The 19,343-nt window shown below is 43.5% G+C and carries 21 protein-coding genes and 1 other RNA gene; 10 read left to right on the top strand and 12 right to left on the bottom strand.

Annotation, left to right across the window (positions count from 1 at the left end; all coding sequences use genetic code 11):
* Positions 1–97: 97 nt before the first annotated feature.
* From CHRO_RS02635 to corA, 3 genes are all read right to left on the bottom strand, one after another.
* Complete coding sequence (locus CHRO_RS02635) at positions 98–358, bottom strand: hypothetical protein (RefSeq protein WP_041462332.1); 261 nt, start codon at positions 356–358, stop codon at positions 98–100.
* Positions 359–530: 172 nt separating this feature from the next.
* Positions 531–977, bottom strand: an RNA gene (gene rnpB, locus CHRO_RS30100) — RNase P RNA component class A.
* 128 nt (positions 978–1,105) lie between these two features.
* Positions 1,106–2,269, bottom strand: coding sequence for a magnesium/cobalt transporter CorA (corA, locus tag CHRO_RS02640; protein WP_015152628.1), 1,164 nt, complete (start codon positions 2,267–2,269; stop codon positions 1,106–1,108).
* A 41-nt stretch (positions 2,270–2,310) separates the two neighbouring features.
* Between corA and CHRO_RS02645 the strand changes: the two genes are divergently transcribed.
* The 3 genes from CHRO_RS02645 (at position 2,311) to ureG (ending at position 4,846) form a co-directional block, all read left to right on the top strand.
* Positions 2,311–3,111 (top strand): hypothetical protein, encoded by an 801-nt coding sequence (locus CHRO_RS02645; RefSeq protein WP_015152629.1) that lies wholly within the window; start codon positions 2,311–2,313, stop codon positions 3,109–3,111.
* A gap of 66 nt (positions 3,112–3,177) precedes the next feature.
* Positions 3,178–4,170: a pentapeptide repeat-containing protein gene (locus CHRO_RS02650; protein ID WP_015152630.1), complete on the top strand. Its 993-nt coding sequence runs from the start codon at positions 3,178–3,180 to the stop codon at positions 4,168–4,170.
* A gap of 82 nt (positions 4,171–4,252) precedes the next feature.
* Positions 4,253–4,846, top strand: coding sequence for an urease accessory protein UreG (gene ureG, locus CHRO_RS02655; RefSeq protein ID WP_015152631.1), 594 nt, complete (start codon positions 4,253–4,255; stop codon positions 4,844–4,846).
* Positions 4,847–4,951: 105 nt separating this feature from the next.
* On the opposite strand, the gene CHRO_RS02660 is transcribed toward ureG, so the two are convergent.
* The 3 genes from CHRO_RS02660 to CHRO_RS02670 form a co-directional block, all read right to left on the bottom strand.
* Complete coding sequence (locus CHRO_RS02660) at positions 4,952–5,923, bottom strand: DUF1517 domain-containing protein (protein WP_015152632.1); 972 nt, start codon at positions 5,921–5,923, stop codon at positions 4,952–4,954.
* Between the two features lie 253 nt (positions 5,924–6,176).
* Positions 6,177–7,241: an ABC transporter substrate-binding protein gene (locus CHRO_RS02665; RefSeq protein ID WP_181824259.1), complete on the bottom strand. Its 1,065-nt coding sequence runs from the start codon at positions 7,239–7,241 to the stop codon at positions 6,177–6,179.
* Between the two features lie 90 nt (positions 7,242–7,331).
* Positions 7,332–7,553 (bottom strand): hypothetical protein, encoded by a 222-nt coding sequence (locus tag CHRO_RS02670; RefSeq protein WP_219336063.1) that lies wholly within the window; start codon positions 7,551–7,553, stop codon positions 7,332–7,334.
* Positions 7,554–7,617: 64 nt separating this feature from the next.
* Between CHRO_RS02670 and CHRO_RS02675 the strand changes: the two genes are divergently transcribed.
* The 4 genes from CHRO_RS02675 (at position 7,618) to rd (ending at position 9,500) form a co-directional block, all read left to right on the top strand.
* Complete coding sequence (locus CHRO_RS02675) at positions 7,618–8,148, top strand: alpha/beta hydrolase (RefSeq protein WP_015152635.1); 531 nt, start codon at positions 7,618–7,620, stop codon at positions 8,146–8,148.
* Positions 8,145–8,351: a hypothetical protein gene (locus tag CHRO_RS02680; RefSeq protein ID WP_015152636.1), complete on the top strand. Its 207-nt coding sequence runs from the start codon at positions 8,145–8,147 to the stop codon at positions 8,349–8,351. The genes CHRO_RS02675 and CHRO_RS02680 overlap by 4 nt, the downstream gene beginning before the upstream one ends.
* A gap of 120 nt (positions 8,352–8,471) precedes the next feature.
* A complete protein-coding gene (locus tag CHRO_RS02685; RefSeq protein ID WP_015152637.1) occupies positions 8,472–9,263 on the top strand; it encodes a ChaB family protein in 792 nt (263 codons plus the stop codon).
* A gap of 75 nt (positions 9,264–9,338) precedes the next feature.
* Positions 9,339–9,500 (top strand): rubredoxin, encoded by a 162-nt coding sequence (gene rd / locus CHRO_RS02690; RefSeq protein WP_015152638.1) that lies wholly within the window; start codon positions 9,339–9,341, stop codon positions 9,498–9,500.
* Here the strand turns inward: rd and CHRO_RS02695 are convergent.
* Positions 9,497–11,005 (bottom strand): ATP-binding cassette domain-containing protein, encoded by a 1,509-nt coding sequence (locus tag CHRO_RS02695; RefSeq protein WP_041462740.1) that lies wholly within the window; start codon positions 11,003–11,005, stop codon positions 9,497–9,499. The genes rd and CHRO_RS02695 overlap by 4 nt on opposite strands.
* Positions 11,002–12,066: a BMP family protein gene (locus CHRO_RS02700; protein WP_015152640.1), complete on the bottom strand. Its 1,065-nt coding sequence runs from the start codon at positions 12,064–12,066 to the stop codon at positions 11,002–11,004. The genes CHRO_RS02695 and CHRO_RS02700 overlap by 4 nt, the downstream gene beginning before the upstream one ends.
* Before the next feature lie 162 nt (positions 12,067–12,228).
* Between CHRO_RS02700 and CHRO_RS02705 the strand changes: the two genes are divergently transcribed.
* Entirely contained in the window at positions 12,229–12,723 is a 495-nt protein-coding gene (locus CHRO_RS02705; protein ID WP_051033320.1) for an ureidoglycolate lyase, read from the top strand.
* Positions 12,724–12,727: 4 nt separating this feature from the next.
* On the opposite strand, the gene CHRO_RS02710 is transcribed toward CHRO_RS02705, so the two are convergent.
* Positions 12,728–13,609, bottom strand: a complete 882-nt coding sequence (locus CHRO_RS02710) for an NAD(P)-dependent oxidoreductase (RefSeq protein WP_015152642.1) — start codon at positions 13,607–13,609, stop codon at positions 12,728–12,730.
* 189 nt (positions 13,610–13,798) lie between these two features.
* Between CHRO_RS02710 and CHRO_RS02715 the strand changes: the two genes are divergently transcribed.
* Positions 13,799–14,167: a DUF1823 family protein gene (locus CHRO_RS02715; protein ID WP_015152643.1), complete on the top strand. Its 369-nt coding sequence runs from the start codon at positions 13,799–13,801 to the stop codon at positions 14,165–14,167.
* A gap of 85 nt (positions 14,168–14,252) precedes the next feature.
* Here the strand turns inward: CHRO_RS02715 and CHRO_RS02720 are convergent, their stop codons facing one another.
* The 3 genes from CHRO_RS02720 to CHRO_RS02730 form a co-directional block, all read right to left on the bottom strand.
* Entirely contained in the window at positions 14,253–14,822 is a 570-nt protein-coding gene (locus tag CHRO_RS02720; RefSeq protein ID WP_015152644.1) for a DUF4126 domain-containing protein, read from the bottom strand.
* 134 nt (positions 14,823–14,956) lie between these two features.
* Positions 14,957–16,252: an adenylosuccinate lyase gene (gene purB, locus CHRO_RS02725; protein ID WP_041462743.1), complete on the bottom strand. Its 1,296-nt coding sequence runs from the start codon at positions 16,250–16,252 to the stop codon at positions 14,957–14,959.
* A 301-nt stretch (positions 16,253–16,553) separates the two neighbouring features.
* Positions 16,554–17,414 carry an SDR family oxidoreductase gene (locus CHRO_RS02730; protein ID WP_015152646.1) on the bottom strand — a complete coding sequence of 287 codons (861 nt, stop codon included), beginning with the start codon at positions 17,412–17,414 and terminating at the stop codon, positions 16,554–16,556.
* A 253-nt stretch (positions 17,415–17,667) separates the two neighbouring features.
* Between CHRO_RS02730 and CHRO_RS02735 the strand changes: the two genes are divergently transcribed.
* Positions 17,668–19,278 carry a peptide ligase PGM1-related protein gene (locus tag CHRO_RS02735; RefSeq protein ID WP_015152647.1) on the top strand — a complete coding sequence of 537 codons (1,611 nt, stop codon included), beginning with the start codon at positions 17,668–17,670 and terminating at the stop codon, positions 19,276–19,278.
* Positions 19,279–19,343 lie beyond the last annotated feature (65 nt).

Here is a 19,343-nt window from a genome sequence, read left to right on the forward strand (position 1 = left end):
TGTTCCAAATTTCCGCTAAGTTAGCTTTTGGGGTAAAAATTGGGGTAATTGGGGTAACAGTACTGAGGAACCAGCTACATGCACGGGTTTTCTCCGTTCAGCGAACTGGCGTTGCTATTTTGGGTTTGTATTTTTCTAATGTCTGGTCGAATAGATTTGCCTCTCTTATTGGTGGTTTTAATAAAGCAAGTTTTTGTTTATTGTTTAAACTATATTTTTCTAAAGTTGGATCGAAACAACCATTGAGTGCATTATTGTGCATTACCCAGCATTTAGCCTCTAATGCACTCCAATTTTGCGGAGTGTCTATCAAGTTCACTCGCTTACGCACTGCGTAGCCAGAAGGCTTGCCAAACAAGGGAGCTTATTTGGTGCTAAAGGATAAGCGCAAATTACCATCTTTCCATCGTTCTATACGACAAGTAGTTTCGTAGCCTTGTTTTGCAGAATTGACCATCGCGTACACTGCGTAGAAAAAACGTACAAAAAATAAAGCTAGAAGCTGTAACAACCTCTAGCCTTAGATGATATGAGAGAGCAGGACATAAGCTGGATTCTGTTTTCTGCTGCATCAACGCGATCGCATCTCTACATACAGAAGGCAGTTATCTATCTGGGATGCCTGTTACCAGACACCTCTAGCGGTACACCAATAGCGGAACTGGTAAAAGACCAACCGTAGTTCCTCCGACCTTGCTCCCAACCGGGGTTTACCGAGCCAGCACCTCTCGATGCTGCTGGTGCGCTCTTACCGCACCTTTGCACCCTTACCCTTTTCAGTTGTCAGTTATCAGTTATCAGTTATCATTTGGTCACTGGTCACTGTTCGCCGATCGCTGAAAAAGGCGGTATCTTTCTGTGGCACTATCCTCACGATCGCTCGCACTGGGCGTTACCCAGCAAGTTTGGTCTTTCGGGAGTCCAGACTTTCCTCAGACCAGCTGTAAAAGCTGGCTGCAACTGCCTGCGCCTACTCTCTCTAGATCTAGTGTAATGGTAATGGGTAATGGGTAATGGGTAATTGGTTGTTAGTTGTTGGTTGTTGGTTGTTGGTAACTGATAACTGGTCACTGACAACTGATAACTGACAACTGGTAACTGACACTTAGCCTCTCTTTCTTGACGTTCTATCCTGGACATCGGAGAAGTTTTCAAACCAACCCCGTCGCCAGAAGAAATAGATGAGTCCAGCAGCGGTTGCTGCCATAGCTGCTAAGCATAAGGGATATCCCCAGTACCAATTTAATTCCGGCATATTCCAGGGAGATTTTTCCGTGTTAAAGTTCATACCGTAGACCCCAGCAATGAAAGTTAAAGGAATAAATATAGAAGAAACTACCGTCAGCAACTTCATGATTTCATTCATTTTGTTACTCACGGCTGATAGGTAGACATCCATTAGACCAGAAGTTAATTCGCGATAGGTTTCTACCATGTCTAAAATTTGTACGGCATGGTCGTAACAGTCGCGTAAATAGACTTGGACGCGATCGCTAATTAAACTGTCATTATCATCGCGGATCAGCATGGCGATCGCATCTCGTTGAGGCCAAATTGCTCGCCGCAGGTTGAGCAACTCTCGCCGGACGCGATAGATTTTGTTTAAAGTTTGCCGCGTTGGTTTAGTAATAACTTCATCTTCTAAGTCTTCCATCTGTTCTCCGTATGCTTCCAGTACGGGAAAAAAGCCATCAATAATCGAATCTATCAACGTATAGGCTAAATAATCTGCTCCTAGCTTGCGGACGCTACCTTTGTTGTAACGAATTCGCTGGCGTACCTGTTCAAAGCAGTCGTGTTCTGGTTCTTCTTGGACTGTAAGTAGGTAGTGTTTTCCTAAAATAAAACTGACTTGTTCGCTATGAAAACCACCACTTTCTTTTGGTATCACCATCCGTGCGATCATGACTAAATGATCTTCATAATCGTCTTCTACTTTGGGACGCTGCGGTACGTTGACGATATCTTCTAAAACCAATGGATGCAGATTAAAAACTTGTCCCAATCTTTGTAAGATATCTTCGCTACCTAAGCCTTGTACGTCAACCCAAGAGACAGATTCGGTGTCCAGATAGGGAAGACATTCTTCTGGCGTGGCTAAGGTTTGGCGTGTTGCGTCTGCTTCGTTGTAGTCAATTAAAACGATAACTGGTGGTTGAGCATCAACCCCAATATTCAAAGTTCCTGGTAGACTACCTGGTTTGTCGTAAAAGTAGTCAAAGTGAGGCTGTGTGTCTGGTTTAGCAGCACGAATACGAGATTTTGTCATGAACGAGATGCGCGCGGGACTCCATCGCGATCTTAATCCTTATGATGCGTTTAGGTTGTGTTACGATCGTGCTTTCTTATCACGGGAACAGTATAAACTGGAGCGATCGCGCTGCTCAATCTATGGAAAACTCATCCTTATTCGCTCAAATTGTACAATCTTTAGAGCAAAATGAAGACTCAGCCCGAATTAAAAAACTAGTTTTTTACGTAGCAAAACAATTTTGGGCTAGAGACCAAAATCAGTTAAATAGTATTAGTTTACTCGATCTAATCCAAGACTTGCTTATTAAATATTCAGATATAGAAAGCTTGAAAAAAAATGTTTATAGAATGGCACAAACTCTAAACAAGCCGGAGCAGTACTTAAGTGTTGCTAGTACAATTATTGGAGAAGCAGAAATTCTATATAATTTTCAATCAGACAAACTTCAAGAAAGCAGAATAAGTTCTGATTCCGATCTGATTACCGTTCCTTTAGTCCCGGCAATTCGACAAGAAGCTGTGGTTATTCCCGATTCCCCTCCACCAGCGTCCGTACAAATTAAGAAAAAAATCGAGCCATTTGAAATCCGTCACAAGATAATGCTTCAAATCAATCCCTTGCAAGCAAAAATCTTACTATTTTCCGCGACCGAACATCAATTTGATTGGACTCAACAAGATTGGGCGGCTTTACGCAGTACGGAGCTATACGAATTAATTCGGAATATAACTTATACTTGTCAATCTTTTGAAGCTTTAGTTGATACTCTCGATATAACAGCCCGAAAGCTGGACAAGCCGCACGAGTACCTAGCGATCGCTAATATTATCAGTCAAGCACTTAAACCCATGTTTTGAAGTTTGTATTTTAACTTTTAGCTTTTAGTTTTTGACTTCAGTTGCAATATTTACCGCGCATAATTTATGGATGCTAACGAACTCATACAACGATATGCAAAGGGAGAAATTAATTTTAGCGGTTTGGAATTAAAAGGAATTAATTTATTTGGTGCAGATCTCGTTAGTATTAATTTAACTCAAACCGATTTACGTAGTGCTAATTTAATTTTTGCTTATTTAAATAGAGCGCAGTTACACAAGGCTAATTTAAGTAGCACAAAATTAAGTGGCGCTAACTTAACACAAGCCGATTTACGTGAAATTAAGTTAAACGATGCCGATTTACACGGAGCAATTTTGCAAGGTGCAGATCTGCGCAGTGCCGATCTGAGGCTAGCTAATCTACTCGATGCAAATTTGATCGATGCAGATTTACGTAATGCTAATTTGAGCGGTGCTAACTTAACAGGTGTCTGTCTTCGCGGTGCTAACCTCAGACAAGAACAGAAAGAATACGCTGCTAATTTGCGCAGTACAAGATTGTTTCAAGCCGATTTGCGGGGGGCAAATATGGCAGGTGTAGATTTGTCTGGAGCTGACCTGCGCTGTGCTAATTTAGTTGAAGTCAATTTGCGAGGTGCTAACCTATACGGCGCTAATTTAAGTGAGGCAAATTTAGCCGATGCATTTCTCAGCGATGCTAATTTGGATCGGGCAATTTTGAGAGAAGCAAACTTAAGTAATACTAAACTAGAACGAGTGTTAATGAATGAAGCAGATCTAACCCGTGCTAATTTAAGCCATGCGATCGCACCTGATAGTAAACTGACTAAAACCAATTTGAGTTATGCTAACTTGACCAAAGCTAGAATGAATCGAGTCGATTTCAGTCGCGCTAACTTACTAGCAGCAATTTTAATTGATAGCTCGTTAATTGAAGGCTTTTTGGCACGAACAAACTTAACCGATGCAAACTTAGATAACGCTAACTTATTTAAAGCCGAAATCAGTAGCGCCAACCTCACGGGTGCAACCTTACGCGGTGCGACAATGCCAGATGGTAGTATTAATAGTTAATTTCAAAATGAAATTGTCATAGTGAGGTGAGCAATGCCCACCCTACAATTTTGACTTTTAACTTTTCACTTTTGACTTACCTATGACTGCATTTCGAGTTGGGGTAGCTGGTCCTGTCGGTTCGGGAAAAACGGCTTTAGTCGAGGCGCTATGCAAGCATCTACGTCAGCAATATAACATTGCGGTAGTGACAAACGATATCTATACTCAAGAAGACGCTCAGTTTTTGGTACGCGCTCAAGCACTCTCAAGCGATCGCATTTTGGGTGTAGAGACTGGCGGTTGTCCGCACACAGCGATTCGCGAAGATGCTTCAATGAATATAGCCGCGATCGAACAGTTAGAACAAAAATTTCTCAATCTGGACTTAGTATTTCTAGAAAGTGGTGGTGATAACCTCGCAGCTACTTTTAGTCCTGAGTTAGTAGACCTGACAATTTACGTGATTGATGTTGCAGCAGGTGATAAAATTCCCCGTAAAGGTGGACCAGGGATTACCAAATCAGATTTGTTAGTGATTAATAAAACCGACCTCGCTCCTTATGTTGGAGCCGATTTAAGCGTCATGGAACGGGATGCGAAGAAAATGCGCGGCGATAAACCGTTTATTTTTACAAATCTGAAAACTCAGGCTGGATTAACAGAGGCGATCGCATTTATCGAGAGTTATATCTAAATATAAACGTTAGGGGCGCAAATCTAGCGTTTTCCGTGTAGGTGTCATACATGCGTAGGGGCGCACAGCCGTGCGCCCCTACAAATTTATTCGATGCTGCAAATCTTATACCAATTTCAGATCTGCATATTCTGCTAGAACATCATCAGAACTGAGGGTGTCACCTTCAGCTTGAGGTGTCCATAACACTTCAATCGCCAAGAGTTTATCGCTTGGAATACTACCAAATTGACGTAGAGCTTGACGCAGATCGTCAGTACTATTGATTGTTGGTATTTGCAATTTACCCAAAGTCGCTGCAATCAGAGTGACGACGATGTATTCACCGGGATCTTTCACAGCTAAATCGCTACTACCAGAGCCGTCACCTGCTGGTAATTCTGCTTTAGGCGTTGCAGCCTTGAGCTGATTGTTGACGTTGGAAAGAGTTTCTTCGCTAAACTTGCTACGTTCTGCCAAGGATAAACGGTTAAACTCAGCTTCTGCACCCGTCAAGCGAGATTGCTGAGTGCTACCACCAGCATAAACCCAATATTCGGGGTGGCGTAACAGAGCTAAAGAAGCTTCTTGCAATACTTCTACTCTACCTTCAGGAGAGTTAGTATCTGCGAGTTCGGCAATCCGGTTGAGTTCAGCCTGTAAGCCTCTTGCCTCAGCCAACAAACCGACTTGTACGCGAGTCACACTGACAGTAGGATTACTATCGTATTCTAATTCCTCTACGCTACCACCACTGCTAGCACGTCGGAAGGCTTGTAACATAAAGTTGGCGATCGCAAAGAAGATCAGGATTGTAAACAAGCCGCCAAAGCCGCCGCCGATGCCAAAGAAGGGAAACAGGAAAGGAAACCCAAATCCACCACCAGGGTAAGGCGCGTAGTAGCCACCACCACCGGGAGCGTATGTTCTAGGAGTAGAGTAGCCGCGGCTAGGCGCTCTAAAAGAGCCACCACCAATCCGACCACCACTAGCTGCTAATGCATTATCTGCCTGACCAAACGCTAAAGTAGCGATTAGACCGAATACGAACAAAGATTTTATCAACGGTTTCATGACTGAAAGCAGTTTATTACGCATATCTCACTGCCCGAAAAACAATATTGACTTTGGTTTATTTCCTTTAGGGTAATACGATTTGCCCTTAGTAATAACTCCAAATGATTTGCAGTTGCTTATAGCGTTTAATTCTGACACCGTGCTAGCTATTTGCTTTGCACCAACTACATTTACTAATTTATCGCTTCTAACCCAGCCCTAACCTGTCACTGAGGTAGGATTACCGTACCTTAGAGGATGAAAGAACTATGGCGCAGCCATAGTTCTTTCATTTTTACTGTCCTCGAAACTCGTTCCACAAGGCTACCCAGTCATCGTAATTAGGTACGGTTTCCCAGAAGTGGATTTGGCTGTAGTAGTTTTCGATGTCTTCTAGATGGGAGTCACGACGCTGTTCGGCGGTGAGTAGCGGTAAAACTTGCTTAGAAACAGCCCAGTAGCCAGTAACCTCTGTCATAGGTTTCTGAGCTTCTCCCGTCAGCATATAATCCATCCAAGCATGGGCGATTTCTTTGTTGGGAGAGCCTTTGAGTAACATCCAAGAATCGCTCCATCCAGTAGTTCCTTCTTGAGGAATAGTCGCTCCTACAGGAAAGTTAGCGCGTTTTAGTTCTTCAATTGCTACGGGCCAACCCCACGCCAGAGCAATTTCTTTATTTAAAAAGAGTTGGGCTAACTCTCCTTGGCTATTCCAGAATTTTCTGACCTGCGGACGCAAGCGGAAAAGATCGGGTTTAATTTCTGTTGCTAGCCGTTCTTTACTAATGTCGTAGATATTAGAGCTACCTTTCCACAACGCCACATCAGCATTGAAGATGGGATAGTCAGGTAGAGATACTTTACCTTGATATTCTGGTTGATAGAGGACATCCCAGCTTTGCGGTTCAGATTTGACGACGGATTTGTCGTAAATCAAAAAATCTGGTCCCCAAGCAATCGAAACACCATAGGCTTGACCGTCAAAGGTGTTATACGCTGGTTGCTGAAAAATTGGGAATAGATCTTTGTAGTTGGGGACTAAACTTAAATCGATCGCCTCTACTAAATTGGCATCATATAAGCGTTTGGTTAAGTCTCCCGAAGCAGTGACGAGATCGTATGACTTGCCTTTACTGGCTTTAATCTTGGCATACATCTCATCTGAGGAGCCTGCATAAGTTGGAATGACTTTACAACCATATTTTTGCTCGAATGGTTTGGCAAAAGAGGCATCCATATATCCCTCCCAGCCAATTATTCGTAAAGTGCAGCTTTTGGCTTGGGCGATTTCAGGAAAGGACAGACACGCTACCAGTACGAAACAAATGCTAACGATACTTGCTATCAGTCGCTTCATCATAACTGTCTTTGATTCTGAGTGAGTCACGCGATCGCATTCCACCACAAAATTCAGTGGTAGGGTTTGTAATACGATAAGCTCCGCATTCAGTTAAGGTGATAGTTTTTTCGATTTTCTTATCATCTGGTTGTCATTGGTAGTTGGTAGTTGGTAGTTGGTAGTTGTCCCCCTTGTCCCCCTTTGCCCCCTTGTCCCCACTCCCTCCGGTCGCGGGGTCCCCCTTGTCCCCCTTGTCCCCCTTGTCCCCCTTGTCCCCCTTTGCCCCCTTGTCCCCCTTGTCCCCCTTGTCCCCCTTGTCCCCCTTGTCCCCACACCCCTTCCTCACGCACCACTCACTTGAAGCTAAGCTAGATTTATTCCTTAATAATTGGCTGCGATGAAATTCAAGCGATCGCAAATCGGATTACTATCACTCTTCCTCTGTTGGGGCGCTATCATACCAGCAGCTACAGCAGCAGAGACGGTAACTTTTCGCTTAGGCTCGTTCGAGCAGAAAATCGAAATGAAGGATTTAGAGCGCTTTGCTAAGAAGGGAAAGTTATCGGGTAGCTTGCAACTCTACGCGCCTTGGCTGACGGATGATGTGAGAGATACGTTAAATCGCCGTTTAGATCTCGATCCGAAAAAGTTTGACCGTTCGATGAAACGCTGGCAACGTTCTGCTAGTGGGAAACAACTGCTAGCGGCTTTAGGGTTAGCTTTTCCCGACATGACAGTAGAGCAATTACACGCTGCTGTTTCTCTGGCTTCGCGAGAATACGATGGGATGAATATTATCAATCTATTGCGTTCTTATCCCGAAGAAAATATTACCGTGGATTTGAGCCAAGTTGCCGGATTGGATTTATCCAACGTGCGATCGCCCACTGCATCGGATGAGGTAGATTCAGAAATTAACCGCAGATGAAAAAAATAAATCGCTTTACGAAATCGCAAAATCTGGCTTTACGTTTATTTATAATTCTTTTACTAACCGCGATCGCAATCTGGGTGTTGCGCGGCTTGGGAATTATCACGTTTCTCCCTGGTGGTATTATTTGGATTTTACTGTTAGTGGCGATCGCGGCAGGTGTTTTCAGCCGTTTTCAACGCAGGTGGGTTCGCTTCTAGTCTGCAATTGAACTCCAGGTATAAACTTTACTAATCAACCTTAAGGGCGACGGCACGGAATTTAGAGGTTGGTATTCTCCTAAATGAAATAGCGTGAAAAATCTGTTCTAGGAGAACAAAATGACGGCTACAGGAGAGCAAACTCAACCAGCAGTTACAACGGCTGAGCGTACTGTTTCGGCAATTTTCAAAGAGAAGGAACAAGTCGATAATGTCATTCGCCGTTTGCTAGATCGGGGTGTTTCCCGCGATGACATTTCTGTAATTGGGAAAAACTTCCACTCGGAAACTAAAATTGCTGGCTTTCTAACGAAGAAAGATGTAATTTTAGGTGGCTTGAAACAAGGAGCAATTTTTGGTTCTCTGTTTGGTTCAGCTCTTGGTTTGCTGACAGGAGTAGGAGTGTTATTTGTACCTTTTGTTGGTACGCTGGTAGCAGCAGGTCCCATTGGTGCGGCTTTGTTAGGTGCTGCTACTGGTGCGATCGCGGGTAGTGCGGGTGCGGGTTTAGCTTCTGCTTTGGCGACTCTAGGAATGCCAGAAGATAAAGCCACAATTTATCAAACTCGCATCGAAGCGGGTGATTTTATGGTAGGTGTTGAGGTTCCCGCAAATAAATCTGGCGAGATTCAACTATTACTTGAAAGTGCTGGTGGTGAAGAAGTACATATTAATGAAACGCCTCTACCGCGCTTTGGAAAAGGACAAATTGAAGATCCTAGCCATTTGTCTCCCGAAATCCGGTCTCATCTATCGGAAGACGCACAAAGACTATTCGTTGCTAATTACAACAGAGAACTCGCTCAATCTGGCGATGAATCCAAAGCCGAACATCACGCTTGGGATGTAGTGCGCGAACAGTTCGAGCAAGATGAAAACGGCATTTGGTCTAAATCAAAAATGACCGTATAATTTCTTTTTATGTTTTGCAGGGGCGCATAGTTGTGCGCCCCTACAGCATATATAATTTCATGCTGGAGCTGAAAAATGCAGAAATATATCTGTAGCGTCTGTGGTTACATCTACGATCCAGAAGCAGGAGATCCAGAAGCAGAAATAGAACCAGGTACGCAATTTGAGGATATACCAGATGATTGGGTATGTCCGGTTTGTGCGGCTGCAAAAGAGATGTTTGAGCCAGAAAACTAGATTGGGGTTCTTCCTCCAGCCATTAATAACCCAATTGTTTCTATTGTTGCCCTTTCTCGATCTAAAACATCGATAAATTCGCCCCGATATATGACTGCTATGCGATCGCTCATTGCCATAACTTCCTCTAATTCTGTAGAAATATAGAGGATAGCCGCACCGCGATCGCGTTGAGATAATAATTGTTGTTGTACTGCTGCTGTCGCCCCCACATCTAGCCCCCGCGTCGGTTGCATGGCGATAATCAATGATGGTTCTCGATCTAATTCTCGTGCTAAGACAACTTTCTGCTGATTTCCACCTGATAGCTGGCTTACCTTCACATTCCCATCAGAAGCGCGAATATCAAATTGCTGAATTTTAGTCTCGGCATTTTGCTCTATAACCTGTTTTTGTAGCAAGAAACGCCTCACAAAAGGTAACTGTATAAAAGTTTTTAAGATTAAATTATTTGCAATACTAAACCCCATTATCAAACCCATTGTTTGACGATCTTCAGGGATATAACCTATTTGTAATTCTCGAACTCGCTTTTGTGGATTCCATAACGTCACGTCTCGTCCATCCAAGCAAATTTTTCCAGCTTTTACAGAACGCAAACCCGCGATCGCATCTGCTAATTCTCGCTGTCCGTTCCCATCAACTCCAGCAACACCTAGAATTTCGCCTGCATGAAGTTGAAACGAAATATTTCTGATTGCGGCAACACCGCGATCGTCTTCCACTTGTAAAGACTGTACGGACAATATTTTTTTTCCTAGAGAAGTTGCAGATTTATGTAACTGTAAAACAATTTCTCGTCCTACCATTAATTCTGCTAACTGTTGCGGACTAGAAGCTTTTGTTGTGGTATTTGCTACGACTTGACCTCGCCGTAATATAGTTACGGTGTCGCATAAACTTATGACTTCTTCCAGCTTGTGGCTGATAAATATAATTGTTTGTCCGGCTGCTGCTAGCTGTCGTAAAATTGCAATTAAAGATTCAACTTCTGAGGGTGTGAGTACGGCTGTCGGTTCATCTAATATTAATAGCCGGGCTTGACGGTACAAAGCCTTCAGGATTTCTACTCGCTGTTGTACCCCTACTGGCAAATCTCCTACTTTTGCTTTTGGATCGACTTCTAAACTATAAATTTGAGATAATTCAGTAATTTCTTGTTGTTTATGTCGCAAATTTAAATTAAAGCGATCGCCCGTTCCTAAAATAATGTTTTCTGTGACTGTGAGTTGCGGTACGAGCATGAAATGTTGGTGAATCATGCCAATGCCAAGTTGAATTGCCTTATTAGAGGAATTAATTAAAACTGGTTTATCTTCTAAATAAATTTGCCCGCCATCCGGCTGATAAAGTCCGCTGAGAATATTCATTAAAGTAGACTTACCCGCGCCATTTTCTCCTAAAAGCGCGTGAATCGTTCCAGCAGCCACGCTCAAACTAATGTTATCGTTAGCCACAAACGAACCAAAGCGTTTAGTAATTCCTTCTAGGCGTAAATAAGTCATGTCGATGCTGTCTTCACGCATCGCGTCTCTTTTCCACCTTCCTGACAATTTTCAAATGTAATTTTATTATCGATAATTGCTTGTCTAGTACCTAGAACTTTTTTTTGCAATCCTTCTGGAACCATTTGACCGAACTTACCTAAATTTAAAATATCTGGTCTTGCTAAACCAAGGGCATAGGTTTGACCTTTAATTTGACCGTTTTTTGCTTGTTCGGCAAGAAAGGCGATCGCGAGATCGATGCGCTTTAAAGCACTTGTTAAAACTGCTTTTGGCGCAACATTTAATTGATCTGTCGTATTGCCAAAAGCGTAAATTCCTTTATCGCTAGCTGCTTGTAATACTGCTGGAGATGAATTGTCCAACCATTGATAAATCACATCTGCACCCGATGAAATAATTGCCAAAGTTGCTTCTTTTGCCCTAGCAATATCATTCCAATCGCCTGTAAAACTAGAACTGATTTGTACGTTAGGTTTAACAGATTTTGCCCCTAACTCAAACCCGCGCAATTCTTGTAATGTAGCCTCAAAAGATTGTCCGGCTAAATAAGCTAATCTATTTGATTTTGTCATTGATGCCGCAATGATGCCGCATAAATAGCTAGCTTGTAAATGATCGATGCGTAATGCAGCTACGTTTTCTGCATTTACAGAACCATTCACGGCGACAAAAAACGTTTTAGGAAACTGAGTTGCGACTTGTTCCACTGCTGCGTCAAATTGTCCCCCGTGGGCGAAGACGACGTTAAAACCGCGACGGGCGAAGTCTGACAAAGCCTCGGCTTGATCTGGTTGCGCGACTTGTTCGACGTAAGCCGTTTCCGCCTCCAGCTTTTGTTTGGCGATGTTTACGCCTTCGTAACCTGCTTGATTCCAAGCTTTGTCCGATCTTACCCCAGGCAGGGCGATCGCCACCTTAAATCCTTCACCACCCCCCGCAGCAGTGGGGCTGTTGCTTGTTTGGGTAGGATTAGAATTGCCGCAAGCCTTGAGTAACAAACTCGTACTCAATGCAGCCGAACCGTAGAGTAAAAATTTACGCCGACTGATTTCTAACATATCGCGTCCCTTCAATTAAGGAGTACCAATTTAGTTACTTATACGTTTTATTTATTAAAAATGGTATTTTATAATACTTTAAAATGGTTTATCTACTCCCTGCTCCCTACTCCCTACTCCCTGCTCCCTGTTATAATTAACAAACCACAGCAGCACAAAGAAATGACTACAGCAAATACAGTACAACAATTACAGGCTGAGTGGGTGACGCAGGAAAAATTTCAGCGTTATGGGCAATTAATTCTTCCCAGTCACGATGGTAAAGCTTACGATTCAAACGATGCTCAATTAAATTTGCAAGATGGTATACCGCGATTTTATATTATGCGGTTACAGCGACGAGGGCGAAAATTTCATACCATAACTCGTCATGTAAAATGCACTCAGTGTTTGGGTTCGTTAGCAGGAAAAGATTGGTTAATTGCCGTTGCACCTCCTAATAATGATGTCAATACACCAGCACTAGAAGAAATAAAGGCTTTTCGGATTCCTGGGAATTGTTTTATTAAATTAGCAATAGGAACTTGGCACGCTGGACCATATTTCGAGCATGAAATGGTAGATTTCTATAATTTAGAATTATCCGATACGAATGTAGTAGACCATTTCACCCATAATTTTCTTCAGAGCGATCGCTTGGAGTTTGAGATTATTTAGCTGTTTATTTTATTTCTATTCCCGCTTGTAATTCCAAAGCTTTGATTGCTGCTGAAGCATTTTCCTCGCTCCAGCCGTGGTTTACCGCAGCTTTAACTGTCTCCCGGGCAAGTGCGATCGCGGGAATAGGAGAATTATTATCTTGGGCGAGTTGCGCGATTAAATTTGCATCTTTTAACAACCACTTCAAGGCAAAACTCGTACTAAAATCTCTTTTAACTAACGTACTTCCCATCCCATCAAAAATGGGTGATTTAAAATCAGTTACGTGCAAAACATCGAGTACATCTTGAGGATTTAATCCCGCTTTTTTGGCTAAGATCATAGCTTCCCCAAGGGCTTCAATTTGGGAAATTACAACTGCGTTACCAACTAATTTCATTGTCGCGCCCATGCCCGTTTCGCCCATATAATGAATGGTTTCGCTTAAGGGTTCGAGGATGGGTTTAACTTTTTCAAAAACTTCTTTCTTGCCACCGACAACAATCCACAAACCACCAGCCGCAGACTCATTTTTACTGCCAAAAACGGGTGCATCGATAAATTCTATACCCTTCTCTGCATATGCAACTGCTTCCCGCCGACTTGTATTTGGATGAACGGTACTCATATCGATCGCAATTTGTCCCTGATGCACCCCAGAAAGAATACCATCTTCACCAAAAACCGTATCTGCGATCGCTTCTTCATTGCTCAAACAATACATGACGATCTCAGCATTAGCTACTGCTTGTGCTGGCGTATTGGCTTGAGTCGCGCCTTTTTCTACCCAAGGAGTGCAGCGATCCGGTGTCCGATTCCAGACTGTAACCGAATGTCCGGCTTGGAGGAGATTACCCACCATCCCGCTACCCATAATCCCTAAGCCAAGATATGCAATCTTCATGAAATTACCTAGTTTGCGATCGTCTAAGAGGGAATCTAGCTCGTTTTAACGGGAATTCTCGTCTACATATTGGAGGATAATTTTATTGGTAATTGGTAATTGGTAATTGGTAATTGGTGGCTAATGGCTAGATGTTTCGGTCGAGTCACTGATAACTGACAACTGACAACTGACAACTAAAACTGCTATATGTCAATACCTCCACTTAACACAGAAACGATTTGGGCGATTTTGAATGAAGAAATTGACGATAATATGGTGAATCAATTAGTTTGGCACTATCTAGGCTATCGTTACAACGAAACAAATAATGTTTGGGATACTACAAATGTAGCTCCAGAATGGCGTGACGAGTATCCCACTACGCCCCCAGATTTCATTGATAGTCGCCCAGCCAGCGTTAAGCTGACTCGTTCGATTCCGTCAGAAAACAAGCAATTATTAAAAGAACAATTGGGTTTTAAAGGTTACAAAATTGGTGAATTTGGTCCACGTCAAACTCGCCGCGCTACAGTTGCTAATTGGTTGTTGAGTTATATGCAATTGCAAAAACCTTGAATTACAATTTCAAAAATTGCGTGTACGATGCTGGTAGGGGCGCATAGGTGTGCGCCCCTACTGATTATGCATGTTAATTAATTCTCTACCGATCGCGTCGAGATTGATATTGCCTAAGATACCATTGCCTTAATTCTTTGTAACTATTGACAGCTAACCCCAAAAGAATCAGCGCTACAATACCTCCTAATTGTGGTGCTTTCAAAGCTAAATAAACGAGGAAAATACACAAGCTATCTTGCAGAAAAGATAGCCAAAGAGGAAAACGATTCCAACGATAAAACCACCCAGCTTGGATCAGTTGTAAGAGTAAAGCCACAAAGCCGCCAACTAAGCCAATTAAAATTTTTGGTACACCTTGAATAAGCGCGATCGCTAATATAGCTCCGATAATTGGGCAGAGTGGTAAATATGCGATTTGCAGCAAGCGCTGACCGAGCAAATTTTTTGAGGCGATTAACTCAATTAAACAACAACTTATCAGAATACCTAACACGATTGGCGGATAAATATTAGATAAAATGGGAACGTTGTACCAAAAGTCTTCCCCCTGCAACAATCCTAGAACCAGCAAAGGCAAAGTAATTCTAATTCCCGCCGCCGCCGAAATCGAAAGCGCCGCTAAAATTTCTACTATCGCAACATCTAAACTCAATTATCTCCTAAAGTTAGCTATTCTCCTGCCCAAGGGTTTTCAAAAAATGTCACGCAAAGACGCAAAGGCGCAAAGCAACCTCTTAGCATCTTTGCGTCTTTGCGCGATCGAAATCCAGAATTTCTTTATCTTATCTAAATCCCCAATCTTTGATATACCTCTTCTAAATGTTGTAGATGATGCTGGGGATCGAAACAAGCTTCAATTTCTTCAGGTGAAAGTGTTTGGGCAATCCGAGAATCCTTTGCCACCAAATCGTGAAAATTTCCGCTTGGTGTGTTCCAAGCTTGATGGGCGCAGGATTGGACGATCGCATAAGCTTCTTCTCGGCTCATGCCTTTTTCGATTAAAGTTAATAGCACTCGCTGACTAAAGACAACACCCCCGTAAACATTCATGTTTCGCGCCATGTTTTCGGGATACACCAGCAGATTCTGCACCAGATCTGTTGTTTCTTTCAACATAAAATGCGTCAAAATGCAAGCATCTGGTAGCATTACTCTTTCAACGGAACTGTGGGAAATATCGCGTTCGTGCCACAAAGCAACGTTTTCTAAAGCTGCTACAGCGGCAGCGCGCACCATCCGTGCCATCCCCGTGAGGCGTTCGGAACGGATCGGGTTGCGCTTATGAGGCATGGCTGAGGAACCTTTTTGCCCCTTGGAGAAATATTCTTCTACTTCAAGTACATCCGTGCGTTGGAGGTTGCGAATCTCGACGGCAAAGCGTTCGATGGAGGCGGTTAAGAGTGCTAAATGATTGACAAAATTGGCGTGGCGATCGCGAGAAATGACTTGAGTTGAGGCTGTATCTGGCTTGAGTCCGAGTTTAGCACAGGCGATCGCTTCCACGCGCGGCTCAATGTTGGCATAAGTTCCTACCGCACCGGAAATCTTCCCCACAGCGATTTCTTCTCGCATCCTAGTGAGGCGTTCTTGGTGGCGCAAGACTTCGGCTAACCAACCAGCTAGCTTAAAGCCAAATGTAATCGGTTCGGCGTGAATTCCGTGCGATCGCCCAATTGCTACCGTGTGACGGTGCTGCTGTGCTTGTTTGCGGATGGCAGCGATGACATCTGCTAACCGTGCCAAAATCAAATCTAGACTAGCGACAAGTTGTAGCGCCAACGCTGTATCGAGTACATCCGAACTTGTCATGCCTAAGTGGATGTAGCGCCCTGCATCGCCAACATATTCATTCACGTTTGTCAAGAAAGCGATGACATCGTGACGAACTTCTGCTTCAATTTCTAAGATTCTTTGGGGGTCAAAATTTGCCTTTGCTTTAATTTCTGCTACCGCTGCTGCTGGGGTATATCCCAGTTCCGCCTGTGCTTCGCACACTGCAATTTCTACTTGCAGCCACGTCTTAAATTTATATGTCTCCGTCCAGATTTCGCCCATTTCGGGCAGAGTATAACGCTCGATCACGACCGCCACAGAATCCAACTGTCATATTTTACCAGGAAGGGAGCAGGGAGCAGGGAGCAGTGACCAGTGACCAGCCAGCAATCCACTATACCCCACACCCCACACCCTTTCTTCACCAGGCACTAGCCACTCCCGACTCCCACCGTAACATTAGACCTCCTGCGTGAATACTTTATTTGTCATCCACACGCGAAGCGAAATATCTTCGGTGATTCTTCACTACACTACGTTTCGTACCCTTCGGGAAGGCTTCGCCAACAGAATGACATCTATAGTTTTTGATTCATGCAGGAGGTCTATTCTAACCGTTGACAACCGTACCACCGTTGGGATGAATCACTTGACCTGCAATATAGGAAGAGTCATCTGAGGCGAGAAATACGTAGCTGGGGGCAATTTCCTCTGGCTGTCCGGGTCTTTGCATCGGGACTTGCTTACCAAAATTGGCAACTTTATCTTCTGGGAAAGTTGAAGGAATTAGGGGAGTCCAAACCGGACCAGGGGCAACGGCATTGACGCGAATGCCTTTTTCAATCAAGCTCTTGGATAGCGATCGCGTAAAGGCAACGATCGCGCCTTTGGTGGAAGAGTAATCTAACAGTGTTGGATTGCCTTGATATGCGGTGACAGAAGTTGTATTGACGATCGCGCTACCTTCTTTTAAGTGAGGCATTGCTGCCTTTGTCATGAAGAACATGCTAAAAATATTGGTGCGGAAAGTACGTTCCAATTGTTCGGCGCTGATCTGTTCGATGCTTTCTTGGGGATGCTGTTCGGCGGCGTTATTCACCAAAATATCGAGTTTGCCAAATTCATCAATCGTTTGTTGTATGGCTTGCTTACAGAAGTTTTCATCGCCAATATCGCCCGCGATCGCCACCGCCTTTTTACCTTGTTCTTCTACGAGACGCTTTGTTTCTTTCGCATCGTCGTGTTCGTTCAAGTAGAGGATTGCCACATCTGCGCCTTCTTTAGCATAAGCAATGGCTACTGCCCGTCCGATGCCGCTATCGCCGCCAGTAATTAGCGCTACTTTACCCTGCAACTTCCCACTACCACGATATTTAGAGTCATCGGCTTTGGGTTGAGGAGTCATTTCGGACTCTTTTCCTGGTCTTTGTTCTTGCTGTTGAGGAGGTTGTAACGTTTGTTCTTCTGGCATAAACTTTCTCCTAAATTTGACATTTGTAATGATTTCACTCCGCTTAATTTAGCTAATTGTTCGATTGCGGTTATTCAGTCTGAAGGTGGAAACAGATACAGAATGCGATCGCTCTTTTGGTGTATGGATATTTGTATCCGCAATAGTTAATTGTTGAGAATTATTGATTGCTCCTTAGGACATATATTGCAAAAAATGTGGTTGTAGTACGATCGCAATTAGCGGGATCGCCAAGGATTGAAGGGCAAGGGCAATGCAGATATTAGACCGTCATCTATCGACACAGGTAGAAACATTTCGTCAGTTACAAATGCAGTTGCGCGATCGATGGAAAAATGTAGAAAGCTTCGATCGAAGTGACGGAGATATTTTAGTCATTCCCTCTCTGAGTGTCGATCAGCGAGAGATTCAAAAAATTGAAGGCGTGTTGCATTACGAAGAACGCCTGCTGTTTTCGTTAATTCGCTTGCAAAATCCCCGCACGCGACTGATTTATATTACATCTCAGCCCCTACATCCCAGCGTCATCGATTATTACTTACAACTGTTACCAGGCATTCCTTTTTCTCACGCCCGCGATCGCTTATTACTTTTATCTACCTACGATTCTTCCTTCAAACCACTGACTCAAAAAATTTTAGAACGACCCCGCCTGATCGAGCGAATTAAGCAAGCACTGCGGCGGGATCAATCGTTTATGATTTGTTACAACACTTCCCCTTGGGAAAGAGAGTTATCTCTCAAGTTAGAAATTCCTCTTTATGCTGCCGATCCCGATCTCACAATTTGGGGGACAAAAAGCGGTAGTCGGCAAATTTTCGCTGAGAGTGGCGTGCCTCATCCCGATGGGTGTCACGATCGCCTCGATAGTGTAGACGATTTAGCCACAGCAACTGCTGAATTATGGGAACGCCAACCGCATCTCAAACGCATGGTGGTCAAATTAAATGAGGGAATTTCTGGCGAAGCAAATGCTCTTTTCGACCTAAAACCTTTACAGGAATTTGCCCCAGGAAAAATTTCTCATGGCGATCGCGTTGCTGCTATCAAAGATAGTCTACCTTCTTTGCGATTTCAAGCCACATCAGAAAATTGGACAAATTATGCTAGCCGCGTTCCCGAATTAGGAGCAATTGTTGAAGCGTTTGTTGAAGGAGAAGTGAAGCGATCGCCCAGCGTTCAAGGTCGAATTTTACCTGATGGCACGGTTGAAATTCTCTCTACTCACGACCAGATTTTAGGTGGTCCAGACGGACAAATTTATCTTGGCTGTCGGTTTCCCGCTGACGAAGCTTATCGAGTGCAGTTACAAGATTTGGGTTTAAAAATTGGCTGGACTTTAGCAAAAAAAGGTGCTTTAGAACGGTTTGGCATTGATTTCATGGCTGTACAGCAAGCTGATGGTAACTGGGACTTGCAAGCAATAGAAATCAACCTTCGTAAAGGTGGAACGACCCATCCTTTCATGACATTAAAGTTATTAACTAACGGGCGCTATGACCTTTCAACCGGACTATTCTACAGCCAACAAGGGCGAGCAAAGTATTATGTTGCTACCGACAATTTACATAAGAAACGCTATCGAGGTCTATTACCAAATGATTTAATGGATATTATCGCTTCTCACCGCTTGCACTTCGACACAGGAACGGAAACGGGGACTGTTTTTCATTTGATGGGTTGTCTGTCAGAATTTGGCAAACTAGGCTTGACAAGTATCGGTGACTCCCCTCAACAAGCAGAAGATATCTATCAAAAGGTGATCAAAGTCTTAGACGGAGAGACAAAATCTCATCATAACGCTGCTGCTACTACTACTGCCCAGCAGATTATTCCCTTCGGCTGGCGATTGGAAGGAGGTTGATCGGGGGATGGCGGAAAGTGTTTGCTTTTACCTCAAAGCTTCACATCTTTAAGATTTTACAAACT

This window comes from Chroococcidiopsis thermalis PCC 7203, from assembly GCF_000317125.1.
In the GTDB taxonomy this organism is placed as follows: domain Bacteria; phylum Cyanobacteriota; class Cyanobacteriia; order Cyanobacteriales; family Chroococcidiopsidaceae; genus Chroococcidiopsis; species Chroococcidiopsis thermalis.